At 45.2% G+C, this 17,566-nt stretch carries 14 protein-coding genes and 1 pseudogene; 12 read left to right on the forward strand and 3 right to left on the reverse strand.

Going from position 1 to position 17,566, the window contains the following annotated elements:
- Positions 1-50: 50 nt before the first annotated feature.
- Positions 51-499 (reverse strand): annotated as a pseudogene (locus NIE88_RS07375) (DMT family transporter).
- Positions 500-703: 204 nt separating this feature from the next.
- Positions 704-2,746 (reverse strand): transglycosylase domain-containing protein, encoded by a 2,043-nt coding sequence (locus tag NIE88_RS07380; RefSeq protein ID WP_253060678.1) that lies wholly within the window; start codon positions 2,744-2,746, stop codon positions 704-706.
- A 433-nt stretch (positions 2,747-3,179) separates the two neighbouring features.
- Here NIE88_RS07380 and NIE88_RS07385 point away from each other — a divergent pair, with 433 nt between their 5' ends.
- Positions 3,180-3,635, forward strand: a complete 456-nt coding sequence (locus NIE88_RS07385) for a YwiB family protein (protein ID WP_253060679.1) — start codon at positions 3,180-3,182, stop codon at positions 3,633-3,635.
- 89 nt (positions 3,636-3,724) lie between these two features.
- A complete protein-coding gene (gene argS, locus NIE88_RS07390; protein WP_253060680.1) occupies positions 3,725-5,395 on the forward strand; it encodes an arginine--tRNA ligase in 1,671 nt (556 codons plus the stop codon).
- A gap of 68 nt (positions 5,396-5,463) precedes the next feature.
- On the opposite strand, the gene NIE88_RS07395 is transcribed toward argS, so the two are convergent.
- Positions 5,464-6,678: a phospholipase D-like domain-containing protein gene (locus NIE88_RS07395; RefSeq protein WP_253060681.1), complete on the reverse strand. Its 1,215-nt coding sequence runs from the start codon at positions 6,676-6,678 to the stop codon at positions 5,464-5,466.
- 319 nt (positions 6,679-6,997) lie between these two features.
- On the opposite strand from NIE88_RS07395, the gene rpoE reads away from it, so the two are divergent.
- From rpoE to spoIIR, 10 genes are all read left to right on the forward strand, one after another.
- Positions 6,998-7,456, forward strand: coding sequence for a DNA-directed RNA polymerase subunit delta (rpoE, locus tag NIE88_RS07400; RefSeq protein ID WP_253060682.1), 459 nt, complete (start codon positions 6,998-7,000; stop codon positions 7,454-7,456).
- 300 nt (positions 7,457-7,756) lie between these two features.
- Positions 7,757-9,364 (forward strand): CTP synthase, encoded by a 1,608-nt coding sequence (gene pyrG, locus NIE88_RS07405; RefSeq protein WP_253060683.1) that lies wholly within the window; start codon positions 7,757-7,759, stop codon positions 9,362-9,364.
- Between the two features lie 261 nt (positions 9,365-9,625).
- Entirely contained in the window at positions 9,626-10,036 is a 411-nt protein-coding gene (locus NIE88_RS07410) for a response regulator (RefSeq protein WP_253060684.1), read from the forward strand.
- Between the two features lie 237 nt (positions 10,037-10,273).
- Positions 10,274-11,569, forward strand: coding sequence for a UDP-N-acetylglucosamine 1-carboxyvinyltransferase (gene murA / locus NIE88_RS07415; protein WP_253060685.1), 1,296 nt, complete (start codon positions 10,274-10,276; stop codon positions 11,567-11,569).
- A gap of 505 nt (positions 11,570-12,074) precedes the next feature.
- Positions 12,075-13,346 (forward strand): transcription termination factor Rho, encoded by a 1,272-nt coding sequence (rho, locus tag NIE88_RS07420; protein ID WP_253060686.1) that lies wholly within the window; start codon positions 12,075-12,077, stop codon positions 13,344-13,346.
- A 182-nt stretch (positions 13,347-13,528) separates the two neighbouring features.
- Positions 13,529-13,774, forward strand: a complete 246-nt coding sequence (locus tag NIE88_RS07425; protein WP_249098946.1) for a type B 50S ribosomal protein L31 — start codon at positions 13,529-13,531, stop codon at positions 13,772-13,774.
- Between the two features lie 245 nt (positions 13,775-14,019).
- Entirely contained in the window at positions 14,020-14,595 is a 576-nt protein-coding gene (locus NIE88_RS07430) for a thymidine kinase (RefSeq protein WP_253060687.1), read from the forward strand.
- A gap of 197 nt (positions 14,596-14,792) precedes the next feature.
- Positions 14,793-15,866 (forward strand): peptide chain release factor 1, encoded by a 1,074-nt coding sequence (prfA, locus tag NIE88_RS07435; protein WP_253060688.1) that lies wholly within the window; start codon positions 14,793-14,795, stop codon positions 15,864-15,866.
- The gene (gene prmC / locus NIE88_RS07440) at positions 15,863-16,747 is read left to right on the forward strand and encodes a peptide chain release factor N(5)-glutamine methyltransferase (protein ID WP_253060689.1); all 885 of its coding nucleotides are present in this window, start codon (positions 15,863-15,865) and stop codon (positions 16,745-16,747) included. The genes prfA and prmC overlap by 4 nt, the downstream gene beginning before the upstream one ends.
- A gap of 63 nt (positions 16,748-16,810) precedes the next feature.
- Positions 16,811-17,563 (forward strand): stage II sporulation protein R, encoded by a 753-nt coding sequence (gene spoIIR, locus NIE88_RS07445; protein ID WP_253060690.1) that lies wholly within the window; start codon positions 16,811-16,813, stop codon positions 17,561-17,563.
- Positions 17,564-17,566 lie beyond the last annotated feature (3 nt).

Here is a 17,566-nt window from a genome sequence, read left to right on the forward strand (position 1 = left end):
TTCATCAGGCGCGTATTTGAATTGTTTTGTTGCTTCATCATTCTGTCTCCTTAGTATTTCCTGATTAAAAACACGCCGGCGAACATGCAGGCAATACCGATCAAGCGGGGAATAGTCAACTCATGCACAGGGATATTGAACCAGCCGAATTGATCAATGGCAATCGCCATAATCATTTGCCCTACCAATGTGGCAACGACAGTTAAGGCTGCGCCAAGTCTTGGAAGCAGCAGGATATTCGTTGTCAAATAGAAAACGCCCAGTACACCGCCTCCAATCCAGATCCACCACGGATGAGAAAAAAAGCCTTCGAAGCGAAGGTTAGGCGATGATCAATCGCAAGTGACAGGATCACTAAAGTCAATGTTCCGGTGAAGAAAGAAATAAATGAAGCGAGAAATGGTGAACCTGCTTCTTTGCCGAGTCGAGAATTAATTGATGTTTGGACGGGAATAATACCGCCGGCGACCAAACCGCCAATTAAGAATAAAATGATCATGCTGTGACCTCTCATCCATTATTGCTTAATGTTCTAAGTATAAGAGAAAATCCCGGCAATTGAGAAATAAAATGAATTATAAATGAAAAAAATTTTCCGTACAAACAGAAACAGACCTTTCCACGGCCGAAGGAAAGGTCTGTTAATTTATTGGAAGAATGCTTGTAAGTGAACTGAAAACGCGTAAAGCTTGTCTGATTCTTTTCACTTCCACCAATGAAACAAACGATCGAGCAGGCTGCGCGGCTTTTTTTGCTTTTGTTCGGGTTTTGATTTCGGTCGACCGCAATAGGCGGTGGGCTCGGTTCCTTTTACAAAATAGGTCGTCCGTCCGGGGCAGCCTTTGCTGGCACGAAGTCCGCTTTTCGGATCAACGCTGACACGTACAACGCCTTTGGGCGGCTTAAAGGTATTCTTTGGTTTTCCTTCGAGTGCCGTTTCCATAAAATGGCTCCAGATCGTTTTCGCATAGCCTGTGTCCGGGTATGTGCTAATTGTTTCTCCCTGATCATAGCCGACCCATACAGTGGCGACCAGATCCGGTGTAAATCCCGCCATCCAGCTGTCTGTAGACGTCGAACCGGTTTTTGCGGCTATTTTATGGGTCAACCATCCCGATACCTGGCTTCCGGTTACATGAGTGTAACCATTAAGGCGCCGATCGAAAATGCCGGTCATCATCTGAGACAGAACGAATGAGGTTTGCCGATTCAGTACTTGATTTTTCGAGGGCTTAAATTCATAAAGGATATGTCCCTTGGCGTCGGTTACCTTCGTGATGAGCGCAGGCTTCACGCGTGCGCCCTGATTCGCAAATGTCGCATAGCCACGCGCGAGTTCCAGGACACTGACCGGTTTTGAACCGAGCGCAAGTGATGGGATCGGCGCGAGTGCACTTGTAATGCCCGCCTGGTGAGCGGCAGCGACCAGCTTTTGCATGCCAATGGCTAAGTGGGTTTTAACGGCAAAGACATTGTCGGAAAGTGCAAGCGCTTGTTCCATTGTGATCGGCTTGTTGGCGTAATAACCGCCGAAATTATTGGGTGCGTAACTGGCGCGGCCATCGTCAAAAGTGAATGCTGTAGGCGTACTTTTTAAGCGCGTTGCAGGCGTAAAACCGTTGCGCAAGGCTGCATAATAGAGAAAAGGCTTGAATGCCGATCCAGGTGCACGTTTCGCATTCGTTGCCCGGTTATAAGGGCTGTTTTGATAGTCGCGTCCGCCAACCATTGCCACAACGCCTCCGGTTTTAGGGTCTAACGCGATGAGCGCCGTTTGAAGCTTCGATTTGTCTGGAATGGTGTGCTTCACCCAGAACTCGGCCGTCGCTTGTGTTTCGTTATCCAGTGTCGTGTAGACCTTGAGCCCTCCGGATGCCAGTTCCTTTCGGCTGAAGTGAAGCTGATCGGTCAGCTCATGACGTACCGCATCTTGAAAATAGGGAGCCTTCTCTGCTGTCTCTGTCTTTTTCCTATGTGCAAGCTGCAATGGAGACCGATAGGCAATTTCTGCCCGCTTTTTTGTCAAGTATCCGGCCTTTACCATGGCATTCAAGACGACTTTCTGGCGGTTTTTCGCCTGATTGTAATTCAGAAACGGTGAATAAAGGCCGGGACCATTCGGAATACCTGCGAGCATACTCGATTCGGCAAGGGATAGATCCTGTGCGTTTTTATTGAAATAGATTTGCGCGGCAGCCTCAATTCCGTAAGCGCCGTGCCCATAATAGATCGTATTTAAATACCCTTCCAAAATATCTTTTTTTGATTCATTCATTTCCAGACGAACTGTATAGAACATCTCGGAAAATTTACGCAGCCATGTTTTCTCATTAGTCAAAAAGACATTCTTCGCATACTGCATCGTGATTGTGCTTGCCCCTTGTGCTTTACTGAGACTGCGCATATCGATGAAAATCGATTGAGCGATTCGCCGAATATCGAATCCGTGATGACGGAAAAAACGTCGGTCCTCAATGGCAAGTGTCGCCAGTTTGATTGATGGAGCCATCTTATCACTGTCAATCCATTCCTTGTTTGTCGTATCCCATTTTCCAATAAATTGTCCGCTATGGTCATAGAAAACGGCGGGACGTGCGGCAGGGATGTCCATCGGTCCGGCGATTTTGGCAGATAGGAGCAGTCCGACGAAACCAATCAGCAGCAGCAAAGGGCAGAGCGCCGCGATTAAGAATGCCCATCGTGTAATCAAATGCTTTCTTTTTCGGATTCTCATGTCAAAATGCATCGATCAGTACCTCCTCAATCCGAAAAAGCAGGCAGCTTGAGGCGCGTCGTGCGTGCTTTCAATTTTTAATAATCATTATGGAAAAAACGACCGTATTCTAAACATTGAGAGTAAAAAGTGCGAATTAAAGTGTTAGTAAATTTGGCTATGCCAGGCCTCCGGCGCAGGTGCCGTTGCGACGTTCATGAATGACCTGAGTTCGGTCGCCTCAGGACATACTTCCGAACGATGCGCTGACGTCGATGTATGCAGGACATAGGCGTGCTCAACGAAAGTTCCTTCATTTGCCGTGCCACTTACAAAATTCCCTTAAATCCTTATATTTATTTATGTAAATGCAAGAAAAAAATAGAATCCTGGGAAAAATGGCGAGTTAACCTTGCTCACAGATAGTCAATCTTTTATAGTAGTATAAGTATGGAGATAGGCACTGATGAAGGAAGGCGGCCACATGAAGACGCGCGATGCTGAAATCGTTTTTATAAGCCGAATGAATGATCCAGACGAATTGAAATGTCAGCAGCAAACGACGACAGTAGTTCAGGGGAAGGTTGGAGAAAGCGGATCCAGTCTTTATCTTGTCTTCAGTGCCAAGATCGCCGACGTCGGTCAAGCCGACTATACCATCCGAGTCGGCGGCAACGAAGCGCTGATCTTGCGCAAAGGGGCGCTTCCGATGAGGCAGCCGCTTATGGTGGGACAAATCGTGGCGGGCACATACGACACGGCATACGGCCGTATGGAAACAAAGGCGGCTGCCGAAACGATTGATTCCATCATTGATGCATCGGGCGATTCGGGATCAATACGAATTGTCTATGCATTGAGCATTCAAGGACAATCGGTTGGGAAAATGGTACTTGACTATCATTATAAGGTCAGCTTATAAACGCGAGGGCATTGAATTTTTTCGGCCCTGTACAGCTATAGAAAATAATGCAAGAGATGCACTAGATGCAACTTTGGAGGTTATCGAGAATGACGATCGTGGAACAAGTCAAGAATCAATTAAAGCAAGAAATTATAGAAGCAGTGGTCAAGGCGAATCTTGCCACACAAGAGCAGGTACCGGAGGTTGTGCTTGAGGTGCCGAGAGACAAAGCGCACGGAGACTTCGCAACCAATATGGCGATGCAGCTGGCGAGAATCGCGAGAAAGGCACCGAGAAAGATTGCCGAAGAACTGATTGCAAGCTTCGATAAGAAAAAAGGGCATATCCGTACTATTGAAATTGCAGGGCCGGGTTTTATCAACTTCTTCCTTGATAATCAATATCTGACGGATTTAATTCCGACAATTATCGAAGAAGGCGATGAATACGGTGCGTCCGATACCGGCGCCGGGAAGAAAATTCTTGTCGAATTTGTTTCTGCTAATCCGACTGGAAGCCTGCATCTGGGACATGGTCGAGGCGCGGCGGTGGGCGATGCCTTATGCAAGCTGCTGAACAAGGCGGGATATAAAGCGGTACCTGAATATTACATTAACGACGGCGGCAACCAAATCACGAATCTGGCGGTTTCGCTCGAGGCGCGGTATCTCCAGCAATTGGGGCAGAGCGCGGAAATTCCGCAAAACGGTTATCACGGTAAAGATATTATTGACCTGGCGAAGCGGCTCGTCGACGAATACGGTGATTCACTTTCGGCAAAACCGGAAGAAGAGCGTATACGTTTCTTCCGCAACTTCGGCGTTGAACATCTTATGAGCGGCATCAAAAAAGATCTGGCCGATTTCCGCGTCCATTTTGATCAATGGTTCTCCGAACGCTCTCTATATGAGGGCAATAAAGTTGAAGCCGTACTCGATTATTTGAAAAACAAGGGTGAAACCTATGAGAAAGACGGCGCTTTGTGGCTGAAAACCACTAAATACGGCGATGACAAGGACCGCGTGCTTGTTAAGTCGGACGGCAGCTACACTTATTTCACCCCGGATATTGCCTATCATAAAGACAAACTCGATCGTGGATTTGAACAGCTGATTGATGTACTTGGGGCAGATCATCACGGCTATGTGCCGCGCCTGAAGGCAGCCATTCAATCGCTTGGCTACAACCCCGATCAGCTGACCGTTCAGATCATTCAGCTTGTCAATTTATTTAAGGACGGGGAAAAGGTTAAAATGAGCAAGCGCACGGGCAAAGCGGTGACCATGCGTGAACTGATGGAGGATGTCGGTGTCGATGCCGCGCGTTATTTCTTTGCTATGCGCAGCTCGGACAGTCATCTTGATTTTGACCTTGATCTGGCGATTTCGCATTCGAATGAAAATCCGGTCTACTATGTCCAGTATGCCTACGCGCGGATCACGAGTATGCTGAAACGTGCGGAAGATTTTGAACATGACAATGTTGCGGAGCTTGACTTGAATCTGCTTTCAGGCGAAAAAGAAATCGATCTGTTGAAGAAACTTGGCGATTTTCCTGCAGTTGTTGCAGATAGCGCGCAAAAATTATCAATTCAGCACATTCCGGCTTACTTGTTTGAGCTTGCTTCCTATCTGCACAGCTTTTACAATGCCGAGAAGGTGCTCGATGATCATAATGTGCCGCTCAGCAAGGCCAGAGTAGCTTTGATGAAGGCTGTTCGCACGACACTGAAGAACGGAATGGAATTGATCGGTGTCAATGCTCCGGAAAAAATGTAAATGTAATCGTGGAAAAGAGAAAGCAGCTCCCCGTTTTTTGATCGGGGAGCTGTTTTTGAGAACGAAGCTTATAAAAAGAAGCTGAACCAGCCGCTGCAACGTGAAGACAGCTTGGCGAATGGAGAACGTTTTCTGATTTGCTGAAGCGTAACGGCCACCGACTTATCTTTGATTTCTTTTTCGAGATTATGGAGCGCTTGATGGACGAGACCGGGATCGGTCGTAAATCCGGAAAACTCACTGTTCCAGAAAAGACTTCTCTGATCAAAATTGGCGGTACCCAGATAGCAGCGATTACGATCAATGACAAAAAGCTTTGAATGGTAGAAGCCTTGATAAAAATGGAAAAGCTTAGCCCCTCTTTTAACAAGCGGTTCAAGGTATAGAAATGAGGCCGGCTGAACGAGCGGATGGTCTTTTTTCTGCGGTAATAAGATTGTTACAGCAACGCCGCTTCTCATCCGATCAAGAAGCACATTGAGCAATCTCTTGCTTGGCACAAAATACGGAGAAGCAATATATATAGATGTACGGGCACTGCTCAGTTCTTTAGCAAAATAATCTTCAAGCTGCTTGCCGTCCGTCCCGATTAAAGCCAGGGGACTCGGCCCTTTTGTGACGTTTGGAAAATAAATATCCTTGTTCGGAAGGTCGGTCTTTGATGCTCTTTGCCAGTCTTCAATAAACAGGCGCTGAAGTACAGGGACGCTTTCACCCTCGATTTTCAGGTGATTATCATGCCATGGGCCCATTTTTGAATTACGTCCGATATAATCGCGACTGACATTGAATCCGCCGAAATAACCGAACTTTCCATCGATGATCATCAATTTTCGGTGATTGCGACGGTTCAGGAAGTAAAAGGTGAAAGGAAACATCGGTTTTTCTGAGAAGGCAAGCTGCACACCCGAATGAACAAGCTCGGCTCTTTTTTTTCGTAGCGCGAAGCTGCTCAATGCGTCAACAAGCAGCCGCACCTCGACTCCTTCTTCAGCCTTCTTTTTTAGAAGTTCAAGCCATTCGCTGCCTACTTCATCAGCAACAAAAATGAAAAAGGAGAGGTGGATGTGGTGCCGGGCACTTTCAATCGTTTGCTTCATTTCTTTAAAGAGTTCATGACCATTCGTGAAATAGCGGAACCGATTGAAGCCTGTCACTGCTTTTCGCGCATGGATCAACGGCCTTTTTACTTTTAATCCTATGCGTATATCAAGCCAAATGGCGGCAGAAATGAGAACAACAAGCACAAGAATGATGATAAGCAGTGCCAATAAAAAATGCATGCAGGATCCTCCGATCACATGAGACGCGTTTTGGGCGTCGGTCTTAACTATAATATATCCCAAATTTGCCGATGTATCGGATGTTTTCTCTATTTCAATCGCAAAGGGACTAAAAATGGAGAATACGCGATGAATTTTATGCCCAGACTTGATTTTAATTGGGGAACAGATTATTGTATTTATTGTATAACCTTACAATGAGTCTCATGTGCGTTTTGTTAAAATGCCTCACCAAATAGATCTTTTTGGAAAAAGATTTGCGGAATCTTTTTAAGCATGCAGATGTTGTGTTATTGACGAGTATTGATATAAGGAAAGGATGTTTCCATTGACAGAACACGTGGTTGAAAAATCGAAGGTTGATCAGTTCTATAATATATTGGCGCAAGCAAAAGAACCGAAGACTTTCTATGAACTGACCGATTTGGTTTATAAAAAAGGTGAGATTGAGGCGGACGGCGGCGAATCCTTAGCACGTCTCTACACAACGCTGATTCTTGACGGACGTTTTCTGAGCGTCGGGCACAATCTTTGGGCGCTTCGCAATTGGTATCCCTTGGAACAGCGTGAAGACGATATCGCGAAAACCCTTGGCGACAGCCATCATGAAAAGCATAAGGTCGCCGAGGACGGCTTTGACGATTATAACGATGAAGATGATGACGATGATTTGGATATTGATGAGACAGATGATGATTCCAGTGATGACGACGACTATGAAGATGATGATGTAAAACGCATTAGGAAGAATGCGGTTATTGACGACGATGATGAATAATTGACCGCTTTTTTACAGTGCACAACGCAGGCCATTTTTTCCTGTAACATGCTCTTGATTCAACTGATTAAGTTTGTTAGAATTGCAAAGGGCGACAAATAGAATCGAATTTTAAAGCAAAAGCAAGCCCTCCGAAAGGGGAGCGTATCGCTTTTGCTTTTTTACAAAAAAAGGCAAGAAAAACCGGTCGAAAATGGTCGAATGTGATCGTAATGAAGACCCCTTGCCGTAATGACTCATCATTTTACGAGTCACTGGACTTTACCAAGCTTTTTATTGATAAGGGGGAAATCATCAAGGATGACGAAGTACATTTTTGTGACCGGAGGCGTTGTTTCGTCTCTCGGAAAGGGAATTACAGCAGCTTCACTGGGACGCCTTTTGAAAAATCGCGGCCTGAGCGTGACCATTCAGAAATTTGATCCATATATTAATGTGGATCCCGGCACGATGAGCCCATACCAGCATGGTGAAGTGTTTGTTACCGATGACGGAGCTGAAACAGATCTGGATCTCGGGCACTATGAGCGGTTCATTGATATCAATTTAAATAAAAACAGCAACGTCACAACAGGAAAAATTTACTCGACCGTTTTGAAAAGAGAGCGGAGAGGCGACTATTTGGGCGGAACGGTTCAAGTCATCCCGCATATTACAAATGAAATTAAAGATCGCGTTTTCCGGGCGGGCAAAACGACAGGAGCCGATGTAGTCATTACCGAAATCGGCGGTACAGTCGGTGACATTGAAAGTCTGCCGTTTCTTGAGGCGATTCGGCAAATCAAGAGCAATGTCGGTGTGGATAATGTACTCTACATTCACTGCACCTTGATCCCTTATCTAAAGGCGGCCGGAGAAATGAAGACGAAGCCGACGCAGCATAGTGTGAAGGAGCTGCGCAGCCTCGGTATTCAGCCGAATGTGATTGTCGTCCGAACCGAACTGCCGATCTCAGAAGAGATGAAGGCAAAGCTTGCACTGTTCTGCGATATTGACAAAGAAGCGGTTATCGAAGCACGTGATGCGGAAACGCTATATCAGGTGCCGCTGCAGCTGCAGGATCAACACTTGGACGATATTGTCTGCGAAAAATTGCACCTGCCAAACGGTGAAGCAGATATGAGCCAATGGCATGATCTTGTGGACAAGGTGCTCCATCCGCAGAAACATGTGAAAATCGGATTGGTCGGCAAATATGTAGAGCTTCAGGATGCGTACATTTCGGTTGTCGAAGCGCTTAAGCACGGCGGCTATAGCTTCGGTACTGAAGTGAAGGTTCAGTACATCAATTCCGAAGACTTGCTGCCTGATAATGTAGCCGAACAGCTGAGGGCTTGCCAAGGCATTATCGTTCCGGGCGGATTCGGCGATCGCGGCATTGAAGGGAAGGTTTTAGCGATTCAATACGCGCGTGAACATAAGGTTCCGTTCTTTGGTATCTGTCTCGGCATGCAGCTGGCAACCATTGAATTTGCCCGTCATGTTTTAAAGCTAAGCGGTGCTGATTCAGCAGAATTCAATCAGGATGCCGAAGAGGCAATCATTGATCTTCTTCCGGAGCAAAAAGATGTCGAGGATATGGGCGGAACGCTGCGTCTCGGCCTTTATCCATGTAAGATTGTTAAGGATACAAAAGTTTATACGGCTTACAATAAAGAAATCATTTATCAGCGTCACCGTCATCGTTATGAGTTTAATAACCAGTACCGAGAGCAAATGGCGGAACAAGGCATGGTGTTCTCCGGACTCAGCCCCGATAACCATCTTGTTGAAATGATCGAACTGAAGGATCATCCATGGTTTGTCGCATGCCAATTCCATCCGGAATTCAAATCGCGTCCGACACATCCGGAACCGCTGTTTCATGACTTTATCAAAGCTTCTTTGGAAAATGAAAACAAAAAATAATAGTGGCTGCCCTGTTTTTCATGGGCAGCCTTTTTATACGATAAGCACAAATAAGATTGTACCTTAATCAGGGGCCTGGCCAGCTTCAGGACCTAGCCTCGCCAAGTTTTTTTTTACACAAATGAGTCAAAAAGTTAATTGAGCCTTTTCTCAATGAAAACGAAACAAATCAAGGATAATTAAAAGAAGGAAAAAGTTGGTTCATAAAGAAATGATATATAACGGTTGTCATGAAATGAATCAATGGAAGAGGGCATTGTAATGAATAAACAGAACGCCGTATACGCTTCAAAAGATGTAAATGAGATTATGGTTGTTGATGACCAGCCGGGCATTCGAATGCTCCTGCAGGAAGTATTTAAGCAAACGGACTATCAAATTGTGACCGCGGCGAATGGCGAACAGGCACTGGAACTTTTGAAAAAAGAGGATGTACGACTGGTTTTGCTGGACATGAAGATTCCGAAAATGAACGGGTTGGAAATTTTGCACAAAATAAAGGAAATAAAACCGGGAATAAAAGTGATTATAATGACAGCCTATGGTGAAAATGCGATGGTTCAAGAGGCATTGCAGAGTGGGGCGGTTGCTCATTTTACAAAGCCGTTTGATCTGCATGAACTCATCTCAGCAGTTGAAAAAGAGTGCCCGAAAAACAGTTCCGGAGTCTGAATCGGGCAATCTTTAAGACAAATCAATACACAGACATAAACGATTGGTTATGCTATAATGCTAACAGAATCGTTTGTCTCGAACGGATCTTCATCATTGTTCACCTTATTTTTGTTAAAAGAAAGATCATTTCTTTCATTTTGTACATATAATGATTTTGTCCGTTTGTTTTCACGCATTAGTTTCCAACAGGCGCTTTTTCTAAATGATGTAAAAGGAAAAGGAAGTATTCTGACCATGGATAAATTACTTATTGAAGGCGGCACACGTTTAAATGGCACCGTTCAAATAAGCGGTGCAAAAAATAGTGCTGTTGCATTGATTCCGGCCACCATCCTTGCTGATTCACCGGTCACGATTGACCAGCTTCCCGATATTTCTGATGTGCGCACGCTATGTAAGCTATTGCGTGAGATCGGCGGAACGGTATCGTTTAAAGACCATACGTTTGTTGTTGATCCGAGAAAGATGGTGGACATGCCGTTGCCGAACGGTCCAGTAAAACGATTACGTGCCTCCTACTATCTGATGGGGGCAATGCTCGGCAGATTCCACAAAGCGGTGATTGGGCTTCCTGGCGGATGCAATTTGGGTCCACGTCCAATTGACCAGCATATTAAAGGATTTGAAGCGCTTGGTGCGAAAGTGACAAACGAGCGCGGCGCGATTTATTTGCGCGCGGAATCTTTGCATGGCGCACGTATTTATCTTGATGTTGTCAGTGTCGGTGCAACGATCAATATTATGCTGGCCGCGGTTAAGGCTGAAGGACAGACCATTATTGAGAATGCGGCAAAAGAACCGGAAATTATTGATGTGGCGACACTTCTGACCAGCATGGGTGCAAAAATAAAGGGTGCGGGTACGGATGTCATTCGTGTTGAAGGTGTGCAGGAATTGCATGGGTGCAGGCACATGATCATTCCGGATCGTATTGAGGCAGGCACATTCATGATTATCGGTGCCGCAGGGGCCGATCATTTGTTGATTGATAATGTGATCCCTCAGCATGTCGAGTCACTCACGGCGAAACTGAGAGAAATGGGGGTTGATGTTCAGGTAGGCGAGGATCAGATTCTGGTTTCAAAGAGCGGGCGCCTGCTGAAGAATGCAGATGTCAAGACACTGGTCTATCCCGGCTTTCCGACGGATCTGCAGCAACCGCTGACCAGTCTGATGACTCAGGCGGCAGGTACCAGTATTATAACGGATACTATCTATGGAGCTCGTTTCAAACACATCGATGAATTACGGCGGATGGGTGCCAATGTTAAGGTTGAAGGACGCTCAGCCATTTTGAGTGGTCCATCAGATCTGGAGGGTGCAAAGGTACGTGCTACCGATTTAAGAGCAGGCGCGTCTCTGGTTATTGCCGGATTAATGGCAAAGGGAATTACAGAAATTGTCGATGTGGAGCATATTGATCGGGGTTATGATCATATCGTGGAGAAATTGCGGAGCATTGGTGCGGCTATTTGGCGGGAACCTCTGCTTGATGATGAGGCAAGAGAACGTCTTAAGGAACAAGAATAGCGATGAACAAAGAATCCGCGCAAGGAGAATCTTATGCGTTTGCATGCGGATTCCTTTTTTTTCAATAAGGAACGAAACCCGTTTTACACAATACCAACAGTAAGAAAAATCAACATTCTGTCCAATGACAAAGATTTGAATCACTCATGTTTTTCATCAGCCCCTTTTGAAATAGATGACTAATGGTTGATAAAAAGGGTATAATGTGATAATAATGAGATAGATTGTTTTTGAAAATATTTATAATGATAATAAAAAAATATTGTTTCCAGTTTTTTTGAAAAATTACACAATTTAAGAAAACTGTGCTATTGTTCGTGAAGGATTGAAATCGCTCAGCTGCTGTATCAGGCTGTTTCAACTAAATTCCTCCCCTCCTCCAGATGCACAGTTCTGTGCAATTTCCGGATTAATCTTTTTTTAAGAAAGATCATTTATGATTAACGTAAGATTGAGCTCTGCGTTTGATATAGTGAGGATAAATTTTAAAAAGCGTGGTGTGAGAATGCCGATTACATTAGCAGAATTAGAAAATATGAAACTCAAAGAATTATACGAGCATGCGAAAGAGTTTAAAGTATCCTATTATAGCAAATTGAATAAAAGAGAATTGATTTTCTCGATTTTAAAGAAACAGGCAGAAAAAGACGGTTTGTCTCTTATGGAAGGCGTTCTTGAGATTATTCCATCTGAAGGCTTCGGTTTTTTACGCCCGATTAATTATTCGCCAAGTTCCGAGGATATTTACATCTCTGCTTCGCAAATCAGGCGTTTTGATTTGCGCAACGGAGATAAAGTTACAGGCAAGGTGCGCCCTCCGAAAGAAAACGAACGCTATTTCGGATTGCTGAGGGTCGAAGCAGTTAATGGAGAAAATCCGGATACCGCGAAGGAACGTGTGCATTTTCCCGCGCTGACACCGCTTTATCCGAATCGACATATGGTTCTTGAGACAACAAAGGAAGACTTTTCAACACGCATTATTGACATGATTTCACCGGTCGGCTTTGGCCAACGTGGAATGATTGTCGCCCCTCCAAAAGCAGGAAAGACCACATTGCTCAAAGCGATTGCGAACAGTATCACCATTAACTATCCGGATGTTGATCTTATTGTTCTGCTTGTTGATGAGCGCCCGGAAGAAGTGACCGACATTGAACGCTCTGTAAAGGGAGATGTAGTCAGTTCAACCTTTGACGAGGTTCCGGAAAACCATGTGAAGGTATCGGAACTTGTTCTTGAACGGGCAATGCGTTTGGTCGAACATAAACGAGATGTGGTCATACTGATGGACAGTCTGACTCGTCTGGCGCGTGCTTATAACCTGGTTATACCGCCAAGCGGACGCACGCTTTCCGGTGGCATTGATCCGGCTGCTTTCCACAAACCAAAGAAATTTTTTGGTGCCGCACGTAACATTGAAGAAGGCGGAAGCCTGACCATTTTGGCCACCGCATTAGTGGACACGGGATCGCGTATGGATGATGTTATTTATGAGGAATTTAAGGGGACAGGCAATATGGAATTGCATCTTGATCGGCGTCTTGCCGAACGGAGAATATTCCCGGCTATTGATATTCGCCGTTCCAGTACACGTAAAGAGGAGCTTCTGGTTGACCACGATCATCTGGATAAACTTTGGACGATGCGCAAAACGATGGATGAATCCTCTGATTTTGTGGAACATTTTTACAAGCGAATCCGTGAAACGAAGTCGAATCAGGAATTCTTCGATATTTTCGATAAAGAGAAAAAAGGCAGTCTGCAATCTAGATAAGGGATATTGCTCAGAACAGATTCTCTGAATCGTTGTTGAAACCGTATTTAGCGCTTCTATCCTACAATAATCCGGCTTGCAAACACTGCAAGCGCCTGTTATAATACTCGTTGTGCTATATTATTGAACGTAATAAGACTCTGGTTTGAAAGAATAATCAGGGCGCAAAGGAGATGAATGAGATGAAAGCAGGCATCCATCCTGACTATCATAAGGTTGTATTTATGGACGCAAGTACCGGCTTTAAATTTTTGAGCGGTTCAACGAAGAAATCGAATCAAACGATTAAATGGGAAGACGGAAACGAATACCCATTGATTACAGTCGAAATCAGTTCCGATTCGCATCCATTCTATACCGGCCGTCAGAAATTCGCTGACAAAGGCGGACGTGTTGATCGGTTTAAACAGAAATATAATCTTAAATAAGATTCGTTTGAAGTCCAGAGAGAAAACGGCATGTTCCGGTGCGATGCAAATGGTGCGGAATTGGCCGTTTTTGCTTTTTGGGCAAGTTAATCATATGTGATCCGCGGCAGGCAGGGTATTCTGTCTGCTTTTTTTGCAAAATGAGATATTTTGTGTGTGAGACAGTCCGGGAACAACAAGGCGCCTTTTTCTCCGGCAGCTTACAAGCATGAGAATGATAAAGACGATGAAAGGACGAATAATGTATGGCTCAGCTTTTTTTTAAATACGGTGCGATGAACAGTGGAAAATCAATTGAAATCATCAAGGTTGCCCACAATTATGAGGAACAGGGAAAATCCGTCCTGCTGTTTACTTCAGGAATTGATAATCGTGATCAGGTGGGATCGATCTCCAGTCGAATTGGGTTTAAAAGACGTGCGATTCCTATTTTCGATACAACAAATGTGTTTGCTGAGGTAAGCGATTACCAGCCGCGCCCTCACTGTGTCCTAATTGATGAAGTGCAGTTCTTGTCTAAGGAGCACGTGCTTCAGCTTGCCGAAATTGTTGATCAATTACATATCCCGGTCATGGGTTTTGGTCTTAAGAATGATTTCCGTAATGAGTTGTTTGAAGGCAGTAAGTACATGCTACTTTACGCAGATAAGATAGAAGAAATGAAGACCATTTGCTGGTTCTGTGAACGGAAGGCAACCATGAATCTTCGTATTGACGGAGAAGGGAAACCAGTTTATACAGGAGATCAGATCCAAATCGGCGGAAATGAAAGCTACTATCCGGTTTGCCGTCATTGCTACAGCCATCCCCCAATCGTGTGACCCGAATTCTATCTTAATCTCCAAAGGACTGACGTTTATAAAAAACGGTCTATTTTTTGTGCCGCATAAACAGCCAAGTTACGACTATGTGTAGGCGTTTTGCAATCAATCACTGAAACTCAGGCATTATGATAATATAATAAGGGAATCGCAACACGGACGGATATGTGCGACGCATAAATGGCGGGGTGAATGAAATGTTTGAACGGCTACAGTCCATGGAAGAACGATATGAGAAGCTGAATCAGCTGCTGGCTGATCCTGTGGTAATTGGCGATCCGGCTAAATTACGCAAATATTCTAAGGAACAGTCGGACCTGCAAGAAATTGTTACCGTTTATCATAAATACAAAAATATAATTTCGGAATTGGCTGATGCCAGGTCGATGCTTGAAGAACAATTGGATGAGAGCATGAAAGCCATGGTACACGATGAAATCAACCGTCTTGAGCAGGATCAGGCACATCTTGAAGAAGAATTGAAACAGATGCTTATTCCCAAGGATCCTAATGACGACCGAAATGTTATTCTTGAAATACGTGCCGCTGCCGGAGGCGATGAGGCAGCACTTTTTGCCGGCGACCTGTTCCGAATGTATTCACGTTATGCCGAACAGCAAGGCTGGAAAACTGAAGTTATTGACGCAAGTTCGAATGAAATTGGCGGTTATAAAGAAATTGTATGTATGATTTCGGGAAAAGGCGCTTTTTCAAAATTGAAATATGAGAATGGGGCGCAGCGCGTTCAGCGTGTTCCGGAAACGGAATCGGGCGGACGCATTCATACGTCGACTGCGACAGTAGCTGTTTTGCCGGAAGCTCAGGAGGTCGAGGTTGAGCTGAATGATAAGGATATTCGTGTTGATCGGTTTGCCTCGAGCGGTCCGGGCGGGCAAAGCGTCAATACAACGATGTCGGCAATCCGCTTGACCCATATTCCGACTGGTATTGTCGTCTCCTGCCAGGAGGAACGGTCACAGATAAAAAATAAAGAAAAAGCAATGAAAGTGCTGCGCGCACGTGTTTACGACAAGTATCAGAAAGAAGCACAGGCGAAATACGATTCAACAAGAAGATCTGCCGTGGGAACCGGGGATCGTTCAGAACGGATTCGCACCTACAATTTTTCGCAGAATCGCGTGACGGATCATCGAATTGGTTTGACCATTCATCAACTGGACCAAGTCTTAAATGGCAAACTTGATGATATCATTCATGCGCTGATCTTGAATGAGCAGGAAAAGAAGATGGAACAGGCGGATGCTGGGTGACAGAGAAGAGATATGAACTGCTGAATTGGGCGTCTTCTTACTTGAACACGCACCATCGAGATGAAAATATAGGAGAAATACTGCTCTGCGCACGCCTTGGTCTTTCGCGAACGGATCTTATTGTGGATGCGAACGAACCTGTGGCCCACGAGGATGCGGTGTGGATACGGGGCAAGGTCCGAGATCATGTGCTGCATGGAACGCCTGTTCAATACATGCTTGGCTCGGCATCTTTCTATGGGCGGACATTTAAAGTCACACCGGATGTGCTGATTCCGCGTCAGGAGACTGAGGAATTGATTTGGCGTGTCGGCCAATGGGTGAATCGCTATGCAGCGGATTTGAAACAACTGTCGGTTTGCGATATCGGTACCGGAAGCGGTGCTATTGCGATCACACTGGCACTTGAGCATCCGGACTGGCATGTAACTGCCGTTGACCTTTCAGCAAAAGCTTTACGTGTGGCGCGAGAAAACGCTGCAATACTGGGTGCACGTGTGGATTTCAGACAAGGAAATCTGCTTGCACCGTTGCAGGGTGAATCCTTCAATCTTTTGGTGTCGAATCCGCCATATATTACCCGGAAGGAAATGAGTGAGCTGAATGACACCGTAAGCGACTATGAACCTCATTTAGCGTTGTTCGGCGGGGAAGACGGTTTGGATTTTTACAGAGAAATTGTTGCTGCACTGCCCTCGATTTTCGGGAATGCTCATACTTTTATCGCAGCTTTTGAAATTGGTGCGTCTCAAGGGCGTGCTGTCGCCGACTTGATTCGTGATAAATTTTCAAATCAAATTGAAAATTTAGCGGTGGAAAAAGATATTGCCGGATGTGACCGCAATGTCATGACGGTTCTCAAGAATCTGTTGCATGAATAAATGGCGCAGGTGCGTTTAGATTCCTGTTTCTGTGTCCACACTGTCTGATGTGGAGGCGGGAATATGAAAAAATCATTTGGCTTAATGCTCTTATTAACTATTAATCTAGTACTTGTGTTCTTTTTCTGGCAATACAGCACAACAAAAGCAGATCAGAAAGGGCCGATTCCACAAAATGCGATTCGGCTGCGTATTCTCGCAAATAGCGATTCTCCGGCAGATCAGGCAGTAAAACGGCAGGTTCGCGACGCGGTGAACAAAAACATAACGCAGTGGGTTCAGAATTTAAAAACATCGGACCAAGCAAAGCAAGTCATTCGTGCACATATGCCGGAGCTGAGGGCTACGGTTGAACAGACGCTGAAACAAGCACACGCGCGCAGCGCTTATAAAATAAAATTAGGACAAGCGAATTTTCCTACGAAAATGTACGGCAGCTTTGTCTATCCGGCTGGGAAATATGATGCACTTGTCGTAACCTTGGGCGACGGTAAAGGTGCGAACTGGTGGTGTGTGCTTTTCCCGCCGCTCTGCTTCTTAGACTTTTCAAACAGTGAGGCAGTTGCGAATCCTAAAGCCGCTGTTCAGGAGAAGACGAGTGCGCAGAGTGCTTTAGAACCGGCAAAGGAAACGAAGACGCAGCAGGCAAAGCAGCCTAAGCAAAGTGAAGATTCGCCTACCGTATCTCCGGCAAAGCAGCCCAAGCAGAGTGGAGATCCGACTGCTGAATCTCCGAAAAAAAAGACGGATCAGGTTGAAGTCCATTCATTTGTTGTTGATTTTTTCACCAAAGTTTGGCACTCAATTGCCGGGTAAAAG

The organism is Sporolactobacillus shoreicorticis, assembly GCF_024125445.1.
Lineage (GTDB): Bacteria > Bacillota > Bacilli > Bacillales > Sporolactobacillaceae > Sporolactobacillus > Sporolactobacillus shoreicorticis.